The following is a 2,463-nucleotide window of genomic DNA, read 5'->3' as shown; positions in this document are numbered from 1 at the left end:
GAGACTCGCCCGCAGCCCGACAGCGAGGGCGTGCTGCCGGTGCATGCTCGAGACGGGAAGCGCCGACGCGGCGGCGCTCGCCGCAACCCGCAGCGTGCCGGCGCGCGAGGCCGTGAGGCCGATGACGCGCGGCACGTCCTGCAGCAGCTCCTGCCGGCGTGTGTCGCTGACCAGGTCGTTGACCGCGCGGGCGAGCGCGGCCAGCACCGGGTCGGTGCAGCTGGGGTGATCGCTCCAGCGTTCGCCCGCGAGGTACGAGGCGAACTCCATGAAGCAGGCGCCACGGCGCGGCGTGCGGTGCCGCCCCGCCCCGAGGCGCGGAAGGTAATCCGGTGTCGAAATGCGTGAACTCATTGCGACCTCGCTCGTGTCGATGATCCCTAGATCATCACTCTGCAGAACCGTCGCGGCAAGGGGGATTGACGGATGCCTATTCCGCGGTCTCGCCCGTCTCGATCGGCAGCTCGGGGTGGTTCGACCACTGGCTGAACGAGCCGGGGTAGAGCACGGGCGCGAAGCCCGCCAGGGTCAGCGCGACCGCTTCGTGCGCCGCGGTGACGCCGCTGCCGCAGTAGGCCCCGACGGCTGAGGCATCCGTCACGCCGAGCTCTTCGAACCGCGCGCGCAACTCGCCCGGCGTTAGGAACCGCCCGTTCGCGTCGACATTCGCGGTGGTCGGTGCGCTCACCGCGCCCGGAATGTGGCCGGCGCGCGGATCGACCGGCTCGACCTCGCCGCGGAAGCGATCGCCCGCTCGTGCGTCGAGCAGCACGCCCGATGCTGCGAACTCGGCGACGCCCTCGAGCGGGATCACGGGAAGGGCGCCGTACGCGAGCGTCACGGTGCCCGGAACCGGCGGGTCGCCCGGGCCCTTCTCGAGCGGATTTCCCGCGCTCACCCATGCGCGCAGGCTGCCGTCGAGCAGCCTCACGTCGGCGACGCCCGCGTAGCGCAGCAGCCACCATGCCCGAGCGCTCGACAGGTTCTTGAGGTCGTCGTAGACGACGACGGTGTCGCCGGGGTCGATGCCCCAGCTGCGCGCCGACTGCTGCAGCTCGTCGAGCTCGGGCAGCGGGTGGCGGCCGTCCTCGGGGCGGCGGCGCGCGGGCGGCAGCGCGAGCTCGGTCTCGAGGTCGACGTAGACCGCCCCGGGGATGTGCCCCAGCTCGAAGGCGTCGCGGCCGTCGGGCTTGCCGGCGGGTCGGCCGACGCCGCCCCAGCGCACATCGAGCACGCGCACAGGGCCGCCGTCGGCATAGCGCCCATCGCGCAGGGCCACTTCCAGCTCGTCGGGGTCGGTGAGGATCGGGCGTTCGCGTTCGGTCACGCCTCGACGCTAACGCGGCGGAAACGCCGTAGGGCGCACGTTTCGGAAGAAAACGTGCGCCCTACGTGCGGTTCGCGCCCTACGTGCGGTTCACCGCGGTGCTCGATGAACCGAGGGACTCAGCTCGACGCCTTCGCGTTCGACTCGTACGAGGTGTTGGTCGACTCGAAGAAGTTGACCAGCTCGAGCGTGTCGTTCGCGGTGGCCATCCACTTCGCGGGATTGCTCACCTTGTACTCGGGCTCGAAGCCGAGCTCTTCGAGGCGGCGGTCGGCGAGGTACTTCACGTACTGGTTGATGTAGTTCGCGTTGAGCCCGAGGATGCCGCCGGGCAGCAGGTCGCGGTTGTACTGCTCTTCCATCTCGACCGCGTCGAGGATCATCTGCTTGATCTCGTTCGCGAACTCGGGCGTCTGCAGGTCGGGGTTCTCGTCGAGCACCGTGAGGATCAGGTTCATGCCGAACTTCAGGTGCAGCGACTCGTCGCGCACGATCCAGTCGACAAGCGAGCCGAAGTTGCGCAGCAGGTTCCGCTGGCGGAACGAGAGCGCCACCATGAAGCCCGAGTAGAACCAGATGCCCTCGAGGATGATGTTGTACGCGACGAGGTTGCGGATGAAGTCCTGCTTGCCCGCCGTCGTCGTGATGTCGAGCGTCTCCTCGGTCATCCGGCGGATGAACTTGACCTCGAACTCCTCCTTCTTGGCCATCGACGGGATGTCGACGTGGGCGTTGTAGGCCTCGTCGCGGTCGATGGGGAAGGTCTCGAGTACGTACTCGAACGACATGCAGTGGTTGGCTTCCTCCCACATCTGCTTCGCGAGGTAGAGATGCGCCTCAGGTGCGTTCACATACGGGTACACGCCGAAGGCCAGAGCCTTGTTGACGAGCAGCTCGTTCGGGTTGAAGTACGAGATCAGGAAGGTGACCGCGTGGCGCTCCTCCTCCGTCATCCTCTTGAAGTCCGCCAGGTCCTCGCCGAGCTGGATCTCATTGGGGAACCAGGTGTTCGCCACCGCCTGGTCGTAGAGGTCCATCGCCCACTTGTAGGTGATCGGCTTGAGGAGCAGGCCGTCCTTGACGCCTGTACCGAGGATTCCCATGCGGTGTTACTTGCCTTCCGATTCGGTGGTGGA

Annotated in this window: 2 protein-coding genes and 1 pseudogene; all 3 read right to left on the bottom strand. The window is 67.6% G+C overall.

The window, feature by feature from the left end; genetic code table 11:
* Positions 1–354: pseudogene (locus ACM2XV_RS14195) on the bottom strand (hypothetical protein); the annotation flags it as partial.
* 76 nt (positions 355–430) lie between these two features.
* Entirely contained in the window at positions 431–1,327 is an 897-nt protein-coding gene (locus ACM2XV_RS14190) for a sulfurtransferase (protein WP_487027399.1), read from the bottom strand.
* Positions 1,328–1,446: 119 nt separating this feature from the next.
* Positions 1,447–2,430, bottom strand: a complete 984-nt coding sequence (locus ACM2XV_RS14185) for a ribonucleotide-diphosphate reductase subunit beta (protein WP_344775513.1) — start codon at positions 2,428–2,430, stop codon at positions 1,447–1,449.
* Positions 2,431–2,463: the final 33 nt, after the last annotated feature.

The organism is Gryllotalpicola sp. CP2-P1, assembly GCF_057512245.1.
This window is presented reverse-complemented; position numbering and strand designations above follow the sequence as displayed.

Coding starts and splice junctions, on each gene's coding strand:
- ACM2XV_RS14185 (WP_344775513.1), bottom strand. CDS start 2,430: ATGGGAATCCTCGGTACAGGCGTCAAGGACGGCCTGCTCCTCAAGCCG.